The organism is Nitrospinota bacterium, assembly GCA_027619975.1.
Taxonomy (GTDB): domain Bacteria; phylum Nitrospinota; class Nitrospinia; order Nitrospinales; family VA-1; genus JADFGI01.
The window spans coordinates 50,689-67,403 of record JAQCGX010000008.1 but is presented as its reverse complement, the minus strand read 5'-3'; the positions used below and the strand labels follow the sequence as shown (position 1 = coordinate 67,403).

Annotated in this window: 19 protein-coding genes; 11 read left to right on the top strand and 8 right to left on the bottom strand. The window is 47.1% G+C overall.

The features are described from left to right. The 3 genes from ftsL to O3C58_04410 form a co-directional block, all read right to left on the bottom strand. A complete protein-coding gene (ftsL, locus tag O3C58_04420; GenBank protein ID MDA0691107.1) occupies window positions 1–318 on the bottom strand; it encodes a cell division protein FtsL in 318 nt (105 codons plus the stop codon). Further along, the gene (gene rsmH, locus O3C58_04415; protein MDA0691106.1) at window positions 311–1,249 is read right to left on the bottom strand and encodes a 16S rRNA (cytosine(1402)-N(4))-methyltransferase RsmH; all 939 of its coding nucleotides are present in this window, start codon (window positions 1,247–1,249) and stop codon (window positions 311–313) included. Before rsmH ends, ftsL begins: the two co-directional genes overlap by 8 nt. 64 nt (window positions 1,250–1,313) lie before the next feature. Beyond that, window positions 1,314–1,712, bottom strand: coding sequence for a hypothetical protein (locus tag O3C58_04410; GenBank protein MDA0691105.1), 399 nt, complete (start codon window positions 1,710–1,712; stop codon window positions 1,314–1,316). 511 nt (window positions 1,713–2,223) lie between these two features. Here O3C58_04410 and O3C58_04405 point away from each other — a divergent pair. From O3C58_04405 to O3C58_04360, 10 genes are all read left to right on the top strand, one after another. After that, window positions 2,224–2,712: a cytochrome c maturation protein CcmE gene (locus O3C58_04405; protein MDA0691104.1), complete on the top strand. Its 489-nt coding sequence runs from the start codon at window positions 2,224–2,226 to the stop codon at window positions 2,710–2,712. Between the two features lie 87 nt (window positions 2,713–2,799). Then, window positions 2,800–4,812: a heme lyase CcmF/NrfE family subunit gene (locus O3C58_04400; protein MDA0691103.1), complete on the top strand. Its 2,013-nt coding sequence runs from the start codon at window positions 2,800–2,802 to the stop codon at window positions 4,810–4,812. Between the two features lie 4 nt (window positions 4,813–4,816). Further along, on the top strand, window positions 4,817–5,302 hold the full coding sequence (locus O3C58_04395) for a cytochrome c-type biogenesis protein CcmH (protein MDA0691102.1): 486 nt from the start codon (window positions 4,817–4,819) through the stop codon (window positions 5,300–5,302). A 2-nt stretch (window positions 5,303–5,304) separates the two neighbouring features. Beyond that, window positions 5,305–5,643: a hypothetical protein gene (locus O3C58_04390; GenBank protein MDA0691101.1), complete on the top strand. Its 339-nt coding sequence runs from the start codon at window positions 5,305–5,307 to the stop codon at window positions 5,641–5,643. 151 nt (window positions 5,644–5,794) lie between these two features. Then, window positions 5,795–6,520 (top strand): heme ABC exporter ATP-binding protein CcmA, encoded by a 726-nt coding sequence (ccmA, locus tag O3C58_04385; GenBank protein MDA0691100.1) that lies wholly within the window; start codon window positions 5,795–5,797, stop codon window positions 6,518–6,520. A 311-nt stretch (window positions 6,521–6,831) separates the two neighbouring features. After that, a complete protein-coding gene (locus O3C58_04380; protein MDA0691099.1) occupies window positions 6,832–7,512 on the top strand; it encodes a heme exporter protein CcmB in 681 nt (226 codons plus the stop codon). Between the two features lie 4 nt (window positions 7,513–7,516). Continuing rightward, on the top strand, window positions 7,517–7,666 hold the full coding sequence (locus O3C58_04375; protein ID MDA0691098.1) for a CcmD family protein: 150 nt from the start codon (window positions 7,517–7,519) through the stop codon (window positions 7,664–7,666). Next, window positions 7,663–8,364: a cytochrome c biogenesis protein CcsA gene (ccsA, locus tag O3C58_04370; GenBank protein MDA0691097.1), complete on the top strand. Its 702-nt coding sequence runs from the start codon at window positions 7,663–7,665 to the stop codon at window positions 8,362–8,364. Before O3C58_04375 ends, ccsA begins: the two co-directional genes overlap by 4 nt. Then, entirely contained in the window at window positions 8,321–8,923 is a 603-nt protein-coding gene (locus O3C58_04365; GenBank protein MDA0691096.1) for a redoxin domain-containing protein, read from the top strand. The genes ccsA and O3C58_04365 overlap by 44 nt, the downstream gene beginning before the upstream one ends. A gap of 68 nt (window positions 8,924–8,991) precedes the next feature. After that, window positions 8,992–9,411, top strand: coding sequence for a nuclear transport factor 2 family protein (locus O3C58_04360; GenBank protein MDA0691095.1), 420 nt, complete (start codon window positions 8,992–8,994; stop codon window positions 9,409–9,411). Between the two features lie 138 nt (window positions 9,412–9,549). Here O3C58_04360 and O3C58_04355 read toward each other — a convergent pair whose 3' ends face one another. From O3C58_04355 to O3C58_04345, 3 genes are read right to left on the bottom strand one after another with little or no spacing between them, the layout of a single operon-like run. Next, complete coding sequence (locus tag O3C58_04355; GenBank protein ID MDA0691094.1) at window positions 9,550–10,011, bottom strand: metallophosphoesterase family protein; 462 nt, start codon at window positions 10,009–10,011, stop codon at window positions 9,550–9,552. Window positions 10,012–10,017: 6 nt separating this feature from the next. After that, window positions 10,018–11,004: a dipeptide ABC transporter ATP-binding protein gene (locus O3C58_04350; protein ID MDA0691093.1), complete on the bottom strand. Its 987-nt coding sequence runs from the start codon at window positions 11,002–11,004 to the stop codon at window positions 10,018–10,020. A gap of 2 nt (window positions 11,005–11,006) precedes the next feature. Beyond that, complete coding sequence (locus O3C58_04345) at window positions 11,007–11,987, bottom strand: ABC transporter ATP-binding protein (GenBank protein ID MDA0691092.1); 981 nt, start codon at window positions 11,985–11,987, stop codon at window positions 11,007–11,009. A gap of 487 nt (window positions 11,988–12,474) precedes the next feature. On the opposite strand from O3C58_04345, the gene O3C58_04340 reads away from it, so the two are divergent. After that, entirely contained in the window at window positions 12,475–12,675 is a 201-nt protein-coding gene (locus tag O3C58_04340; protein MDA0691091.1) for a cold-shock protein, read from the top strand. A 282-nt stretch (window positions 12,676–12,957) separates the two neighbouring features. On the opposite strand, the gene O3C58_04335 is transcribed toward O3C58_04340, so the two are convergent. Together O3C58_04335 and O3C58_04330 are read right to left on the bottom strand one after the other, a co-directional pair. Continuing rightward, window positions 12,958–13,380, bottom strand: a complete 423-nt coding sequence (locus tag O3C58_04335) for a PAS domain-containing protein (protein ID MDA0691090.1) — start codon at window positions 13,378–13,380, stop codon at window positions 12,958–12,960. Between the two features lie 887 nt (window positions 13,381–14,267). Further along, window positions 14,268–16,526 carry an aconitate hydratase gene (locus O3C58_04330; GenBank protein MDA0691089.1) on the bottom strand — a complete coding sequence of 753 codons (2,259 nt, stop codon included), beginning with the start codon at window positions 16,524–16,526 and terminating at the stop codon, window positions 14,268–14,270. Between the last annotated feature and the right edge of the window lie 189 nt (window positions 16,527–16,715).

Sequence of the window (16,715 nt, the reverse complement as noted above, 5' to 3'; positions counted from 1 at the left end):
TTATTTTAAAAAAACCGTTATCATCTGCCCCTCTTTCGGAGGCTCAAGATCAGTATGTTCTTTTGCCAACGTATAGATTCGGTCCAGCGACTGCAGACTCGCCCTCTCTACCCGAAGCAGTTGATTTTCTTCCAATAGCTGGTGTTGCTCCTGGGCCAGGCGTTGATACTCGTAAGACATTTTCACCTTTTTTACGTTTGGCCAGACGAATCCCATGGCGCCGACCATCAGTAAAATGGAAATCATCAGCAGCATCCGAAATCGTCTTGGTGAAACATGGACCCGGGTTTTTGCAATGCGACGGATCCAACTAAACATAAATCCTCTCCGCAACTCTCATTTTTGCACTTGAAGAACGGGGGTTGCGAACCACCTCATCGGCATCCGCAGTTATGACCCTTCTGGAAATCACTTTGAGCGTTGGCTTTTTGTCGCAAACACACACGGGAATTCGCGGAGGGCAAATGCAGCTTTTCTCTTCGTCCTGAAAAAAATTTTTCACGATTCTATCTTCCAGGGAATGAAATGCGATAGTAACCAAGCGAGCTCCCGCGTTGAGGATCCCGAGGGAATCCTGCAACGCGGTTTTAAGATGTACCAGTTCGCGGTTTACAGCAATGCGCAGGGCTTGGAAGGTACGGGTTGCGGGATGAATCTTTGTAGGACGCTTTGAAAAAATCGCGCCAGAGAGGATTTGAGATAACTGAAGTGTTGAAACAATAGGGCTGATTGCCTGCGCTTTGCGGATCGCCCGAACGACCCTTCGGTAATGGCGCTCTTCGCCATAATTCTTGATGATAGATTCCAATTCCTCGTCAGAGAGGGTTTCCAGAAGCGTTGCGGCGGTGACTTCCTGGGACGTGTCCATTCGCATGTCCAGGGGACCGTTTCGCATGAAACTGAAGCCTCGCTCCGGCTGGTCGATCTGGGGAGAGGAAACACCGAGATCCACCAGGAACCCATCGATTTTTTCGATGTTGAATTTTTTGAGAATGTCTTGAATTTCACTGTAATTTCCGTGAGCATAGCTAACTCTGCCTTCGAACGGGGCCAGGCGACTTTTCGCCCTTTCCAGGGCGCTGGCATCCCGATCGATACCTAGTACCCGCAACCGGGGCCCGGTGTTTTTGAGAATGAATTCTGTATGACCCCCATCCCCTAAAGTGCCATCCACGATCAACCCCTTCTCTGTCGCAATAAGGTATTGAAAGACTTTTTCCTTTAATACCGGCTCGTGGAAATTCGCCATTGCTTATCCCATTTCTTATGGCGGTGGTTTTTCAGTGAAAAATGCTCCGCTCACACAACTCACATTAGCCTGAATATTTGGCCCATTCATCCTGCGACCAGATTTCGAAAGAGGTTGCCATTCCGATCAGAACGGCCTCTTCTTTTACTTTTATCCCAACTTTCTCCCGTTGTTTTTGGGGAAGTGATATTTTTCCTGATTTGATTTCGCCGTAAGTGGAGTTTTGGAAAACGGCACGGATTTTCTCTTTCTCGTTTTCATCTTCGGAGTTATTGAGAGCCAAGAGCTTTTCCTCGGTTTTAACCCATTCCTTTTCTGGAGAGATCATGAGATAATTTTTTTTGGAACAGATAACGATATTGGAGCCATACTGTTCTTCAAAAATGGCCTTGAACTTTGCAGGCACATTGAATCGTCCATTACTATCAATGACGATCGTATGTTCTCCGAGGAAACTACTCATTTAATGAAAACCAATGTTTTGCGATTTATTAAGGGCTGATCGGCTTTGAGACGTTTTGAGACGATTAGCATACATATTGAGACAATTTGAGACAATCCTAGCATAAACATTAGCACTGTCAATAGAAAAGGAACGTTAGATTTACGTTTAACTTATTGAAAAAAACAGATTTCAATAAAACCCTTTAAATATTTAGGTTTGCGGATACCGAGGGAAGTCTTGTCAGGAAGGAAAAATAGATTGCAGGTTGTTTGATTTACACTTTAAGTGAATTGTATTGGCGAGTGGTTTCCGGTGAAGATTGAAAGTGGCGGAATTTCAACGGTAATTTTTTGAGCAGAGAGAAAATTCATTTCTTTATTGTAGTAGAGTTTTTTTTGCCCATTTATGGCAAGATCACCGCATTGAATAAAATGGAATTGCTTTGACAAGCGCAAATTGTGAATGATAGTATTTAGGTATTAAGTCATTATATTTTCTTTATTTTGTGATAGTTGGGAAAAATTTTATTATGCCGAAAAAGGCCAAATTTGTGATAGGTAGTGGTTTGATCGTGTTTGCAGTAGGGTATCTTATCACTATGGGGATCAGCACCACGTCGCAGTACTTTTTTACGGTGGATGAATTGATGAGCCAGAAGGTTTCATATGCTGGCACCGGACTGAAAGTAAAGGGAAATGTGGTTGCCGGCTCCATTGCCAGAGACACGGAAAATTTTTTGAAAGTTAATTTCTCCATTGAGGACAAAAAATCCAATCTAGATGTTGTTTACGAGGGAATCATTCCAGACATGTTCAAGGATGGTCAGGAAGTGGTGGTCGAGGGAACGCTGGCCAAGGATGGTGTGTTTCATGCGAATACGCTGTTGACCAGTTGCCCGTCGAAATATGAGGCCGAAAAGGAAGCCGGAAAAATGCATCCTGGTACCATGCCGAATCTGGATAAATATAAAGAAGCTACTCCCGAATTAACCAAATCCTTACCAAAAACCACGATTTAATATTCCATTCACTATTGTATTGTCTGAGCCGGGCCCGGAAGCATATTTCATGTTTGCGACCGGAAACGGCGTAGGGTGATTTTTAAAATGAATGATATTGGCGAATTTAGTTTACTAGTAGCTTTGGCGACTGCCTTGTATGGCTGTGTGTCTTATGTCATGGCGATCAACGGCAACCGTATCGACCTTTACCTGAGCGCGGACAAGACTCCTGTCATTGTGTGGGGGTGTGTTTTCATTGCATCCGCCGCCCTGTTGAGGGGGTTTTTGACGGATGATTTCAGCCTTCAATACGTAGCGGCTTATTCCAACAAGGAATTGGACACTTTTTATAAGGTCTCTTCGTTCTGGGGCGGGCAAAAAGGCTCTCTGTTATTTTGGACGTTTCTCTTGACCACATATATGTGCGTGGTTTACCTCCAGAACAGAAAAAAGAATATTCGCTTGATGCCCTACGCCATGACGATCATGCTCCTCGTCGTCATCTTTTTCCTTTTCCTGCTCAACTTTTCCACCAATCCTTTTGAACGCATTCCCCTTCCCCCAGAAGATGGCCGAGGGTTGAATCCGTTGCTGCAAAATTACTGGATGGTCATCCATCCACCGACCCTGTACCTGGGATACGTGGGGTTCACCGTTCCCTTCGCCTTTGCCATGGCGGCTCTGGTGAGCAAAAATCTGGATGACGGCTGGATTCGCCTGACCCGGAAATGGACCCTGCTGTCCTGGTTTTTTCTGTGCATGGGCAATCTGTTTGGCGCTTCGTGGGCGTATGTGGAATTGGGTTGGGGCGGTTATTGGGCCTGGGACCCGGTGGAAAATGCGGCTTTCATGCCTCTTTTGATAGCGACGGCGTTTTTGCATTCCATCCAGATTCAGGAGAAAAAGGACATGATGAAGGTTTGGAACATGTCGCTGGTCCTGCTGACGTTTGCGATGACTATTTTTGGAACTTTCATAACCCGAAGCGGGCTGATTCAATCCGTGCACACGTTTGATGAAGCGACGCTGGGATACTACTTTCTGGCGTTTTTGGGGGTGATCATTGCAATTTGTGTGGGCTTGATTTTAAACAGGCTTCCCCTGTTAAAAAGCAAAAACGAGCTGGACTCTTTTTTATCCCGTGAAAGCGGTTTTCTGTTGAACAATCTTCTTCTTTTGGGCATTGCGTTTGCTACCTTCTGGGGGACGATTTTCCCGATCATCTCCGAAGCGGTCCGTGGCGTGAAAATTACAGTGGGACCGCCGTTTTACAATCAGGTCAATGTTCCCATCGGCTTGGCATTATTGGCAATGATCGGTATTGGGCCGGTGATCGCCTGGAAGCGGGCCACCTGGTCCAATCTGAAGAAAAACTTTATGCTACCCCTTGCGGCCGCTTTGATCGCCGCAGTGGTTTTATTTCCCATCGTTCCTCTAGAGGAGCGGGCGGAGATTTTTACTTACATCACGTTTATTCTTTGTGTTTTTGTCCTGACTTGTATTCTCAAGGAGTTTTTCAAAGGAGCCGTTGCCCGCCGGGAACTGCATAGCAGTAATTTTGTGGGAGAGTTGGCTTCGTTGACCTGGCATAACAAGCGCCGATACGGAGGTTATATTGTTCATATCGGTGTGGTCTTAATCTTTGCCGGAATCGCAGGGTCTCAGGCTTACGGGGTTCACGATCAAAAGCATTTGAAGATCGGGGAAAGTATCAAGCTCCGCAATTACACCGTGACTTATGAGAAACTGACTGCTGTCGAAGCAACTTCTGTTAAAACCCGTGTCATTGCCGAGTTAGGGGTTTACCGCGATAACAAGCGGGTGTGGACGGCCCGCCCTGAAAAAGAATTTTACAAAGGGCAGAATCAACCAGTGTCCGAAGTGGATGTGCTTTCTTCCATAGTGGAGGATGTTTACCTGATTCTGGCGGATTTCAGAGAAGATGAGTCAGCCACCATAAAAGTTTACGTGAATCCCATGGTCAGCTGGATCTGGACCGGGGGCTGGGTCATTGCCTTTGGTACGATGGTTTGCATGTGGCCAGACAGACTGGAGCAGAGACGAAGATTGACACGGATGAAAAAACAGGAAACCCTGTTTGCTCCGGCTCAGGAGTGACGGCATGATGAAAACGAAGTCCACCATTTTTGCAATCCTGCTGGCAATGTTTCTGGTTGTCGGGTTTGCCTCCTCTGCGGGAGCGTCGGCGCAACTGGCGGATCTTGAAAATGCGCTGATGTGCAAGTGCGATGACAAGTGCGGTAAAGTCCTTGTTAACTGCACGTGTTCGACGTCGGATAAGACCCGGGCGGAATTCAGCAAATTACTGGATTCGGGGCTTACTGTTGAGCAAATCATCAAGGCGCAGATAGACAAGCATGGGGAAACAATACTTTCCGCACCCTCGAAAACCGGGTTTAACCTGACGGCCTGGATGACCCCGTTTGTGGCCCTCCTTGCGGGTGGGTTTGGTTTGGGCAAAATCATCGAAGCCTGGAAGCGCAAGGGAGCCCCTGAAGATAATAAAGCCGAGGCTGAAGATGCGCCTGCCATCCCCAAAAAATATTCAGATCGCCTGCGTGATGAATTGGACAACATCGAGTCATAAGAATGAATTTTGTCCAGTTAGTGCAACTAATTCTTGTTTTAGCCATTTTGAGTGTGGTGGGAGTGCCCCTGTTTCGCGGGCTTTCCACGGTGAAACTGTTCGCCAAACTGGACAAGGCGGGTGAAGAGTATAAACACTTGTTGGTCCGCAAAGAAGAAGTCCTGCTTTCGATCAAGGATCTGGAATTTGATTTGAAGACAGATAAAATTTCCGAGGAAGATTATCAGGGGCTCCGCAATAAACTTGAAATGGATGCGGTGGCTTTGTTGGAAAGACTGGAAGAACTGGAAAAGGAAAAACAGCAAGGCAAGAAATCATCCAAGCCCGCCAAGGTGGTCTGAACCCATCGGTTACCAATTGCGAACCGTTTTGTGATTCCAACCTCCGGTGTCCTCTCCTCGGCTCCTGGCTCTGCCAGTTCTGCCGTTATGAAAACAGGGGACAAATAATAATATCGCCGCTGAAAATTGATCCCCACCCGCTTTTTTTGATATGAAAGATACTTCCGATCCCACCATCCGTGTTAAGGACATTCGAAAAGCCTTTGGCGTTTTGCAGGCTTTAAGCGGAATCAGTTTTGAACTGAATGAGGGAGATTTCCTGACCATCTTTGGTCCCAACGGGGCGGGAAAAACCACTTTGATCAAAATCCTGGCGGGTTTGACCAAGCCCACGAGTGGCGTGGGGACCGTGGCGGGATATGATGTCGCTGAAGGCGATCCCCGGTTACGGAGAGAGTTGGGCGTCATCGCGCACGCTTCCTGTCTTTATGCCGATTTGAGCGCACTGGAGAACCTGGTGTTTTATGCTAAGATGTATGGCCTTGAAAACCCCAGGGAGAGAGCGGTTCAGGCGATAGAGGAGGTAGGGCTGCAAGGACGGATGCATGACAACATTCGAACGTTTTCCCGAGGGATGCAACAGCGCATTTCCATCGCCCGCGCGGTCATTCATGAGCCTTCGATCTTGTTTCTGGATGAACCGTTCACCGGTCTCGACCCGCACGGCTCCAATGTACTCAAGGAGTACCTTCATTCCCTGCACACGCACGAGCGAACCATCATCATGACCACTCACGACCTTCCCTGCGGATTGGAAATGAGCGATAAAATCGCAGTGCAAGTGAGAGGGCGCTTTGCTTTATTTGAAAATATTGACAAACTGGACAAGTCCCGGTTTGAGGAACAGTATTTTGAAATTATCAATGAGGGCAATTGAAGCTTGAGTCCAGGAGCGATGACGGATTTTCGCAGGACGATTGGAACGGATAAAAATTATATGATTACAGGGCACCTCTAAAAATTAGTTTATTACGGGAAATCGAACATTGCACAAGAATTTCTTATATCGGTGGCACGGGCTTTCTAGCCCGTGCGGACAGGCTGGAAAGGCGGAATTTAATTCCGCACTTCCGTATAACCTTTAAGGGTAGGTCGCCTGTCCCACTAAAACAAAGCCATCTCCTTAAATTAACGATTAGGAACATTTAGTCTATTTTTAGAGATGCCCTACAGATCGTTGAAACTTTCATGCGCCAGTATCTCAATCAAATAAAAGCGATCGTCTGGAAGGACCTTGTTACCGAGCTGAAGACAAGGGAACTTTTCAGCAGCATGTTCATATTTGCGCTTCTGGTGATCGTAATTTTTATTTTTTCCGTGGATTTGAGCATTGTTAAAGCCAATGAAGTGGGGCCGGGAATATTGTGGGTGGCCTTTCTCTTCGCGGGCACCCTCGGTTTAAACCGTTCCTTTATGCTGGAAAAGGAAAACGGTTGTCTGGAAGGTTTGATTCTGACACCGGCGGACCGGACCGCTATTTACTTTGGTAAATTGATAAGCAACCTGATTTTTCTATTGATAATGGAAGCCTTCATTTTACCGCTGTTCATGATATTTTTTAATGTAGACTTGTTAAGTCATTTGGGACCCTTGCTGGTTGTGATTTTGATGGGAACGCTGGGGTTTTGTGGCATCGGAACCCTGTTGTCCTCCTTGTCGTCCAATCTGAAAACCAGGGAGATCATGCTTCCGATTCTTTTATATCCCGTGATCGTGCCCGTGGTGATTGCGGTTGTGCGGATGACCAGCCAGTTGCTGGCGGGAGAACCCTTGTCGAGCATGATGAACTGGGTCGGTTTGACCCTGGCTTTTGATATTATATTCATAGGGGTTTCCATAATGACGATCGACCATATTTTAGAGGAGTAGTTGCATGGACAACCTGGAGTTTTTGTTTGCGGCCAACGCGTTTGTGTGGGCGGGGGTTATTATTTACCTGTTCACTTTGAAAAAACGCAACCATTCCCTGGAAAGAGATCTCCAGCTTTTAAAAGACATGGTTGACAAGGAATCCAAACAATGAAGGAAGAGACGACAAAGGAAAGCTATTTTCTTCTCTGGTTGACTGCGGGTGTCATTGTTGCCGCTATGGCCGCAATCTACCTCTTTGCTCCTACTGAAAAGACCGAAGGTCCCGTTCAGCGCATCATGTATTTTCATATTCCCTGTGCCTGGCTTTCCTTTTTTGCGTTTTTTGTGGTGTTTTTGTGCAGTATTTTGTTCCTCTGGAAAAAAGAAAGGGAGTGGGATATATACGCCCATGCCTCTGCCGAGATCGGAGTGATTTTTTGTTCGCTGGTGCTCATCACCGGGCCTATTTGGGCGAAACCTATCTGGGGGGCCTGGTGGGTCTGGGATGCGCGGTTGACGTCCACCCTTATCCTTTGGCTGATCTACGTCGCCTACCTCATGTTAAGAGCGCAAACCGACTCCGGCTCCATGCGGGCGCGGTATGCTGCGGTCCTTGGCATTGTGGGGTTTCTCGATATTCCACTCATTCACTTTTCGGTTCTGTGGTGGCGGTCCTTTCATCCGCAACCTAAAGTGATCACCGCCCAGGGGTTTGGCAATGGGCTCGACAACTCCATGATGGGCACCCTTTTAATTTCCCTTGCGGCTTTTACGCTGTTGTATTTTTTATTGATGGGGCAAAGAGTGCGACAGGAAAAAATGAAAGATGAAATTGACCGACTCAAAAAAGAAAAGCTCTATTCCCATTAAAAAATACGTCGCACTCTTTGTTACTTTGTTCGTCGTGGGTCTTTTGTTTTTCTTTGAACATTTTTATGAAGAACCCATCTCCCTGAGTGACGTGCAGGTTGGAGCAAAATTTGACGAGGAAAAATCTTCGGTAGGTTATCTGGCGCCGCAATTTACCTTGAGGAACAAGGAAGGCAATCATGTCAGTCTGGAAAGCCTTAAAGGCCAGGTGGTGGTGTTGAATTTCTGGGCTACATGGTGTGTGCCGTGCCGGATTGAAATGCCTTCGTTTGAGAATTTATATCGCCGTTACCGTTCTGAAGGGTTGACCGTTCTCGCCGTCAGCCTCGACAAAGGCGCGGATAAGAAAGTCCGGGACTTTGCTGAAGAATATCAGTTGTCCTTTCCGGTTCTGATCGATTCGGAAGGAAAAGTCGAAAAACTGTATCCTTCGATCAGCATTCCTTTTACGTTTATCATCGATAAATCCGGGCGAGTGGTCGCCAGGGTGGATGGCGCCAAGAACTGGGAATCCGAAGAAACGTTCGAGGCCATAGAATATTTGTTGAAAAATACTTAAAAATTTCGAGCGACGGGGTGAACAGGTTTGTTTCAGCCCGAGTCTGCATAGAAAGAAAAGGTGATTAGATGTCGGTAGAAAGAGCGGTCATGGATGCCAATGCCAGATTTTACGAGGCATTCAATCGGCAGGATCTTATTTTAATGCAGGCCGTATGGCAGCAAGGGGGTTCTTCATCCTGCATTCATCCGGGATGGGAGGTCCTTAAGGGTTTCGACGACATTATCCAGTCATGGGAAAAAATATTTACAGGCTCAGAAAACCTGGAGATAAAAATATCGGACATTGAAGTGAGCGGTGGCGATGGGATGTTCTGGGTGAGTTGTCAGGAAAATCTGTTTGCCATGTCAACGTCCGGAGTGCAGTTATCCAAAGTGCACGCCACGAACCTGTTTAAAAATGAGGGGGACCATTGGAAAATGGTATTGCATCATGCCTCCTCGGTTCCACAAACAATTTCCCGTCAGGAACAAATCAGCTCAAATTAACCAATCCTCTCGGCCTGTATGCGGAAGAGGTGGGATCGCCTGGTGGAGCCGTTGGGAAACTACCCCCAGGCATTTACACACCTGCCCCTCATCAGCGCCACCTACAATCTGGACAAAGCCCTGGGCGGCGGGCTGTGATCATTCCAGTGAAATAATTTTTCCTCTCACAGTATTTCCAACCAAAGTGATTCGTCCCACGGTGATGGGAAGATTGAATCGGCGCGGTCCCGCGCTTCCCGGATTGAAATAAAGAGTGTCACCCACCTGCCGGTTCATGGGTTGATGGGAATGCCCGAACACAAAAATTTCTTTTATCAAAATTAAATCAGCCGCTGTTTCTTCAGGGATATCGTCAAGGATATGCTGAAGGTTGAAGATCCGTTGTCCCAACTCGAACTTTACCTTTTCATCGAATCGGTGCGAGAGGTGGCCGTCGTTGTTTCCCAGCACAGCTTTGATCGGCGCGATCGGTTCCAGTTCGATGATGACATCGTGACTGCCGATGTCTCCCGCATGCAGGATGAGGTCTACTCCCTCGAAGGCTTCGTACACTTCCGGCCTCACCAAACTATGAGTGTCTGAAATGATTCCTATTTCCATAACGATTCAAGACTCCCTCAACAGACAGGCGACAAAATGACCCGGTTCCACTTCTTTCAGCTCCGGGGTGGTGGTCTCGCATATTTTTTCCTTAATCGGACAGCGGGTGTGAAACGCGCACCCGGTCGGTGGGTTCGCGGCGCTGGGAATGTCCCCCTTGATCAGGAGCGGTTGTTTTTTTCTCCCGGACTCGATGGTGGGGATGACGGAAAGCAGGGCTTCGGTGTAAGGGTGGCGTGGGTTATTATAAAGTTGGTCGCTTATGGTCATCTCCACGATCTTGCCCAGGTACATGACCGCCACCCGGTCGCAAAAGTGTTCCACGATGGCCATGTCGTGGGAAATGAACAGGTAGGAAATGTTCATGGTTTCTTTAAGATCCTGCATGAGGTTGATCACCTGCGCCTGAATAGACACATCCAGGGAAGAGACCGGCTCGTCGGCGACGATCAAGCGCGGGTTCAAGGCAATCGCTCGTGCAATGCCGATGCGTTGCAGTTGGCCGCCGCTGAACTCATGCGGAAAACGCCGGGCATGTTCCGGGGAAAGCCCGACTTTTTGTAAAAGCTGGGCCACCCGATCCTCTCTATCTTCCTTTTGCCCAACATCGTGGATCTCGAAAGGTTCTTCGAGAATGCTTCCCACTCGTCTGCGGGGGTTGAGAGAAGCGTTCGGGTCCTGAAAGATGATCTGCATCTCCCGTCTCAAAGGCTGCATTTCCTTGTGGCAAAGCCGGAGCAGATCGGTGCCTTTATAGAGAATTTCCCCGGAGGTTGGTTCGACCAACCTTAGGATGGCACGGGCGGCGGTGGATTTTCCACACCCGCTTTCGCCGACCAATCCTAAAGTCTCACCTTCCTTGAGAACGAAAGAAATTCCATCCACCGCACGCACATTCGAGGCGTTTTTTTTCAGGAAACTTCCGCGCACCTCAAAATGTTTTTTGAGGTTCTTGACTTCGAGAAGGTGATGTTTTTCAGCGGTCAAATTCATGATTATATTTCGTGCAGCCAGCAGCTGACTTCGTGTCCGGGGGCAACTTTATGCAGAACGGGTTTTTGCGTTTTACACCGATCCATGACCTCGGGACAGCGCGGGTGAAAGGCGCATCCTGAAGGGAGCTGATTTAAAGAGGGAACGTTACCAGGAATTTCCGTGAGCCGCGTTTTGGCGCCTTTCTTTTGCCCCAGTCTGGGCAAGGAATTTTTCAAGCCTAATGTGTAAGGATGCTTAGGGCTGTGGAATAGTTGCCCGGTGGGGCCGGATTCCACAATTTCTCCGGCATACATCACGATGACTCGTTGGGCAATTTCCGTGACTAGGCCGAGGTCGTGGGTGATCAAAAGGATCGACATTCCCGTTTGCCCTTTGATGTGTTGCAATAAATCGATGATCTGCGCCTGGATGAGGACGTCGAGCGCGGTCGTGGGCTCGTCCGCGATCAATATGCGTGGCGAGCAGGTCAGTGCCATGGCTATCATCACGCGCTGTCGCATGCCGCCGCTCAACTGATGCGGGTATTGATGCATTTTTTCAGCAGGGGAGGGGATTTCCACCCAGTTTAAAATTTCCACCGCTTTTTCCCAGGCTTCCTTTCGAGATAACGAAGTGTGCCTGAAAAGTGGCTCTGTGATTTGATCGCCCAGAGTTAACACCGGATTGAGGCTGGTCATCGGGTCCTGAAAGATCATGGCAATATCCCGGCCTCGAATTTCCCTGAGTTCTCTGGGAGGCAATTGCAGCAGGTCCTTGGAGTCGAACAGGATACGGCCTGATTGGATTTCTCCGGGAGGGGAGGAAATCAGTCGCAGTATGGACAGGGCGCTCACGGTTTTACCGCAACCGGACTCGCCCACTATGGCTAAAGTCTCTCCGCAATTCAGGTGGTAGCTGATGCCGTTGACAGCCGTAAGTTTTCCTTCCTTGCTGGAAAAGGAAACTTTTAAATTATCTACCAGAAGCTCAGGGTTTGTCATTAATTTCAATATTTTCAAGTCGAATCTGTTTGGTAGTATAGCAGGTTGCTGAAAAAGAGAAAAATCCGTCAGCGAGTTAAGTTTTGCAGGTTTTTGCTTTTAAGTGGCACAGCCTTTCCAGGCTGTGCGCACAGGCTGGAAAGGCAGAATTAAATTCCGCACTTCCGCATTGACTTTAAGGATAGGTCGCCTGTGCTACTGGTTTTCTTAAATTAACAGTAAACTTGAAATTAACATTTTAAGGTTCCAAAAATAGTTTTCCAGCAACCTGATAGTGCAGAGGCTGGACGCAAAACAAAATTAATTGGTTTTTCAGAAGCCGAGAGAGATGAAAATTTTAAATTTCATAAATAATTGTTATTTATGAAGAATATTCGGTTGCCCGAAGGAATTGCTTGACAGGGACGCGTTACTCATGATATCTGGAAAATTCTTTGTTGTTTTTTGGTGGGCCGTTCATTTGTTTTCCAGGGGGAGGAGCTAAGATATGTCTGGAGGAAAAGTTAAGTGGTTCAGCGATAAAAAAGGGTATGGGTTTATTGAGTCTGAAGAGGGAGAAGACTTTTTTGTCCATTTTTCGGCGATTCAGGGGGACGGGTTCAAAACTTTAAAAGAAGGGCAAGCGGTTGAGTTTGAAAAAAATGCCGGGCCGAAAGGGCCGCAGGCGGCAAACGTGATGCCAAAATAATTCGAGAATAAAAAGCTCCGGCAGGACTTCGGTCCTGTCGGTTTTTTTTGTCTTTTTATGATTAAATTAACCCGAAATGAATTAGTCCCTCCAGAGTTAGATTTCCCCATCCAGCTTTAACAGGTTGCTGAAAAAGAGAAAAATCCGTCAGCGGGTTAAGTTTTGCAGGTTTTTGCTTTTAAGTGGCACAGCCTTTCCAGCCTGTGCTACGGGTTTTCTTAAGTTAACAGTAAGCTTGAAATTAACATTTTAAGGTCCCAAAAATAGTTTTTCAGCAACCTGTTAAAGGTGCTTTCCGATATGATTGTCAATTGTGTGATTAGGAATTAGGGTTTTTTTGAAGGGTGGTTTCAAGAATTGGAGTTTGGCTTTTTCGAAATCAGATTTATTGGTCACCCCTTTAACGACAGCAAAAAAACCCTCAACCGTGTCATTTTCCCCATAATAAGGAAAATAGCTTGAATGAACCATTCTCCCTTGAGTGCCTTTAAAATACACGGGTGACGTAATCTCGACGATTTCTCCCTCCAAGGTCTGTTCAAAGAAGGGTTTTAATTTTTTAAAATGAGACCCGAGCAACTCACTGACCTTGGTATCGTATAGGCTCTCCACTTTTAAGCCGAACCACTCTTCATAACTGGTATTATTAAATTTATACTTCAAATCTCTGTCAATAAAACCAATCAACTCCGGCAGGGCGTCCATGAAACGTTTTTCGGGAAATTTTAAGGATTCAAATGGTTCCTGAGGATTGGTTTTTTGGGGGAGTGTCGAGGAGGAATTATTTTTGCACTTCACTTTGAGGATTTGGGTCCTCTGGGTGAGTCGTTTTCCCATTGGGTGCAAGATTTGGAGCGGACCACGCTTGGAAGGGAGGGGTTTGCGAAACCCTGTGCTAACTGGTGGGGAATGAGAGTGGGATTTAAAAGCGGCCAAGGTTTTAGGGTCGCTCATGAGCTGATTATGAAATTCTCGGATTAAGGCGGGAATAAGTTCCCTGATTTAAGTGTCACCATAAATGAAAATATCGTTAACTTTTACGGAAAGCTCTCCGAGGGTTTCAGGGTTGCTTACTAGTATACTCATTACTATCCTCCCGCTGTAATTAGGTGACAGGGGATCTTTAGCGTATTGCTCTTAACATTAATACCACATTATTATCAGAATAAAGTAAATGAATTTCTATATTGAGAGATCTTCCAAGTTCTCCCCCCAAAAAAAACTCACGGGAAAAACCCCTAAGCCTTTTAATATTGTGACTGCTATTGAAAGTAAAACCTTTGGTTTGTACTCGGTTTCCGCAATTAAAAATACATCCTTCAGTATGAAGGGCACTTCTAAAAATTGACAACGGCACCGAATCGCCAATTCAAAGAAGCTTCTTTTGTTTTAGTGCCACTGATTTAAGAAACTTTTGCAGACGATTCTATTTTCTGTAAAAACTAATATTTAGAGATGCTCTTATTTTTGCTCAGTGGTTTACCCGTTTACTTCCTCCCACAAAAAAAGGCTTACGGACAAAAATCCGTAAGCCTTTAAAAAATAAAAAATATTTTTAAATCAAGAACTTCTCGATCATTGCATGACAGCCTTTATTTCTGCTGTCCCACAAAATTGAGTGCGGAGCCCGCATGGAACCACTGGATCTCCTGTTCGTTGAGTGTGTGAGTCACCGTTAATTTTTCGGTGGACCCGTCTGCATGCTTTACCGTTGCGGTAACGGGTTTACCTGGTGCCAGCTTATCCAGTGCATCAAGGGTGACCCTGTCGTTTTCCAGAATTTTTTCGTAGTCATCCTTATTGGAAAAGGTCAGAGACAAAACGCCCTGCTTTTTGAGATTGGCTTCAAAAATTCGTGCGTAGGATTTTGCAATGAAGGCCAGTCCACCTAAGTGTCTGGGTTCCATGGCCGCGTGTTCCCGGCTTGACCCTTCACCGATATTCTCGTCCGCGACAACCACCCAACCGATTCCTTTTTCCTTTAAACTACGGGCGATCTGGTTGAGCTCAGCGCCTTTTTGATCGCCGTTGACGGGATTATTTCCTGTCCCCGTGCCATCAGTGAAAGCGTTGGTGGCGCCCAGGAACATGTTTTTACTGATGTTATCTAAATGTCCGCGAAACTCCAACCACGGTCCGGCCGGAGAAATGTGGTCGGTGGTGCATTTTCCCTTGGCTTTGAACATAACAGGCATATCTTGATAATCTTGTACCGGGTCCTGCTTGGGAAACGGGTGTAGAAATGCCAACCGTTCGCTGGCCGGATCGATAATAACCTCGCCCGACATAGTGGGACTCTCGTAACCGCTGTCATTGGAAGCGTATCCTTTGGCAGGAAGCACATCTCCTGTCGGAGGCTTAAATTTGAAATCGTTCCCGTCTTTGTCTTTCAGCGTGTCCGTTATCGGGTTAAATTTCATAGACCCGGCAAACGCCATGGCGACCACCAGTTCCGGGCTGCTGATAAAGCCCAGTGTTTCCGGGTTGCCGTCGTTTCTTTTGGCAAAATTCCGGTTGTAGGAGGTCAGGATGCTGTTTTTTTCTCCCTTTTTAACATCTTCCCGTTTCCATTGGCCGATACAGGGTCCGCAGGCATTGGCTAGCACGGTTGCGCCGACATCCTCAAAATTCTTCAAAATTCCGTCACGCTTGATGGTTTCGTAAACCTGTTCGGAACCCGGTGTGACCATGAAGTTGGACTTAACTTTGATACCGGCTTTTTGCGCCTGCTGTACCAGACTGTTGGCCCTTGCCATATCTTCATAACTGGAGTTGGTGCAGGACCCAATAAGAGCGGCGGAAAGCTTTTCCGGATAGCCCTTTTCATCCACTTCACGGCTCATGGCCGAAACGGGCCGCCCGAGGTCCGGCGTGTGCGGTCCTACGATGTGCGGCTCCAGGGTGGAAAGGTCGATCTCATAAACCTCGTCGTAGTATTTAGCAGGGTCCGCTTCCACCTCAGGGTCTGATTTCAGGAATTCTGCGTATTTCTTACAAAGATCGGCAACAGGCGCACGACCGGTGGCGCGGAGATACGGGTCCATTTCCTCATCGTAGCCGAAAGTCGAGGTGGTGGCGCCGATTTCCGCACCCATATTGGTGACGGTTCCTTTGCCGGTGGCGCTCAAAGCACGTGCGCCCTCACCAAAATACTCAACGATTTTGCCCGTACCGCCATTAACGGTCAGCATGGTGGCGACTTTTAAAATAATATCCTTGGAAGCCGTCCATCCGCTCATTTTACCGGTGAGTTTGATACCGATCAGTTTCGGCATGACGGTCATAAAAGGCTGGCCCGTCATGACGTCCACTGCATCCGCTCCACCCACACCGATGGCGATTGTTCCCATGCCGCCAGCGTTGGGGGTGTGAGAATCGGTTCCGATCAGCATGGTGCCGGGAACGGCATAATTCTCGTACACAACCTGGTGAATGATGCCGGAGCCGGGCTTCCAGAAGCCCATGCCGTATTTCATTGCGGCAGAGCGAAGAAAGTCATAAACTTCCTTATTCGTTTCTTCAGCAGCTTTTAAATCGGCCATGGAACCTGTATAGGCTTGGATAAGGTGGTCGCAATGAACGGTGGTTGGTGTTGCGACTTTGGGCATTAGCGCCGACATGAATTGCAGAATCGCCATCTGTGCGGTGGCATCCTGCATGGCAACGCGATCGGGGCTTAGAAATATATTTGAGACACCGCGTACCAGCTTGGAATAGTCGGTGGGCTCCATATGGGAATAGAGATTTTTTTCAACGACAGTGAGGCCGCGACCGAGATTTTTTCTTGCTTCGGCATGAATTTTTTCAAGGGACTGAAATAACTTTTCAATGGGTTCGATTTCCAGCAACATTTGATTTCACCTTCAATTTAAAATTTAATCAGTTACACTTGGACACCAGAACCGGTGCCGTTAGTTTTTGACCATGGATCGAATTCTCAACAGAAACTGCTAAAAGGAAGAGCACATTCTGTCACGAAAAATTTAAAAATTCAATCATTTTTGGTTAACATACTTGATAATTTAAGTTTATTATTATCA